The 1,859-nt window shown below is 74.1% G+C and carries 3 protein-coding genes; 2 read left to right on the top strand and 1 reads right to left on the bottom strand.

The genetic code is table 11. The features are described 5' to 3' along the window. Positions 1–460 (top strand): type ISP restriction/modification enzyme (locus GTW43_RS03675; RefSeq protein ID WP_343245888.1); only part of this gene is annotated, 460 nt, incomplete at its 5' end. Positions 461–467: 7 nt separating this feature from the next. On the opposite strand, the gene GTW43_RS03670 is transcribed toward GTW43_RS03675, so the two are convergent. Further along, positions 468–1,184 (bottom strand): TetR/AcrR family transcriptional regulator C-terminal domain-containing protein, encoded by a 717-nt coding sequence (locus tag GTW43_RS03670; RefSeq protein ID WP_161300166.1) that lies wholly within the window; start codon positions 1,182–1,184, stop codon positions 468–470. A gap of 73 nt (positions 1,185–1,257) precedes the next feature. Here GTW43_RS03670 and GTW43_RS03665 point away from each other — a divergent pair. After that, a partial coding sequence (locus GTW43_RS03665) for an ATP-binding cassette domain-containing protein (protein ID WP_161300165.1) occupies positions 1,258–1,859 on the top strand: 602 nt, incomplete at its 3' end.

The following is a 1,859-nucleotide window of genomic DNA, read 5'->3' as shown; positions in this document are numbered from 1 at the left end:
GCCGGGCGGGCGCCGCCCGTACGTGCGCTCCGCCCTGCCGGCCCGGCCCGGCGCACTGCGCTACGAGCGCGACGAGGAGGCGCTCGTGACCGGCGACGGGCGGATCGCTCCGGTGCCCGCGGCGGCCTGGGACTTCACGGTGGGCGGGGTCCGGGTGATCGAGCAGTGGTTCGCGCGCCGGACGGCCCCGGCCGAGCCGGGCACGCTGGCGGCGGTGCGCCCCTCGGCGTGGCCGCAGGAGTGGACGTCGGAGCTGCTCGAACTGGTCACGGTGCTGGCCCTGCAGGCGGCGCTGGAGCCGGAGCGCGAGGAGCTGCGCGAGCAGCTCGGGCGGGAGCCGCTGACCGCGGACGAGCTGCGGCGGGCCCGGGTGCTTCCGGTGCCGGACGGGGCCCGCAGGCCGGCCTCGGTCCTCGACCACCTGGAGGAGGGGCCGGGCGGCCAGTTCGCCCTGCTGTGAAGGTCCGTCAGGACGGCTCCACGACGAAGCCCTCGATGGTCCGGCGCAGCGCCCGGTCGAAGACGCCCTCGAGGTCGATGGGCCCGGAGTCCTCGGCGAAGGCGGCGGCGAGCCGCGGATAGCGCCCGCCGGCGATCTGCGCACCGAGGTAACCGATGCGCACCGCCTGTTCCTGTTCCTCGCTCCAGGGCAGGGACCGGGTGCGCTCGGCGGTGGCGATCTCGTTGGCCACGTAGGTCGTCACGACGCCGTTGACCGCCGCGACGAGCTCCAGCTTGGCGCCGTAGGGGCGCTCCAGGGGGTCGAGGCAGCGCAGGCTGTACTCGAGGTACGTCAGGGCGTTGGGGCTGAAGCCGTACACGGGTGACATCAGCCGGGGCAGCCAGGGGTGGCGGAGCATCATCTCCCGCATCTGGCGGGCGAGTCCGAGGAGGTCGGCCCGCCAGTCCCCACTGGGCTCGGGGTACGTGTACTCGCCGCTGACGGCGTCGACCATCAGCTCGTACAGGTCCTCCTTGCGCGGCACGTAGTTGTAGAGCGACATCGTGCCCATGCCGAGCTCGGCCGCGACGTGCCGCATGGACACCGCGTCGATGCCCTCGGCGTCGGCGACCCGCACGGCGGCCGCCGCGATGTCGGCCCTGCTGTGCGCGGCACGCGGGCCGCGCCCGGACCGCTCGGGGCGCGCCCAGATCACTTCGGGTTCGGCCGCTCGGCCCGCCATCGCTCATCACCTCTCGAACCTTTCCGCACCATCGTAGTTACGTACGGCGTACGTAGTGCGCTACGGTGGGGCCATGACTTCTACGTACGCTGTACTTAGTGAGGGTCTGGAGAAGCGCTTCGGCTCGGGCACGAAAGCCGTGCACGCCGTGCGGGGCCTGGATCTGGCGGTGCGGGAGGGCACGGTGTGCGGTCTGCTCGGGCGCAACGGCGCGGGCAAGACGACCGCCGTCCGGTTGCTGACCACGCTGCTGCGGCCGGACGCGGGGACCGCGCGCGTCGCGGGGCACGACATCGCGACCGAGGCGCACGCGGTGCGGCGCCGGATCGGCGTGACGGGGCAGTACGCGTCGGTCGACGGGGACCTGTCGGGCCGGGAGAACCTGCGCCTGTTCGCCCGGCTGCTGCGCGCGCCCCGCGTCCGCGCCGAGGAGCTGCTCGGCCGGTTCGGCCTCGAGGACGCCGCGGACCGGCCCGCCCGCACCTACTCGGGCGGCATGCGCCGCAGGCTCGACCTCGCGGCGAGCCTGATCACCCGGCCGGCCGTGCTGTTCCTCGACGAACCGACGACCGGGCTCGACCCGCACAGCAGGAGCGGGATCTGGGACGCGGTGCGTGAGCTGGCCGCGGAGGGCACCACCGTCGTGCTCACCACCCAGTACCTGGAGGAGGCCGA

Source organism: Streptomyces sp. SID5785, from assembly GCF_009870065.1.
In the GTDB taxonomy this organism is placed as follows: domain Bacteria; phylum Actinomycetota; class Actinomycetes; order Streptomycetales; family Streptomycetaceae; genus Streptomyces.
The sequence above is the reverse complement of the archived record's forward strand: the minus strand, read 5'-3'. Positions and strand labels throughout refer to the sequence as shown.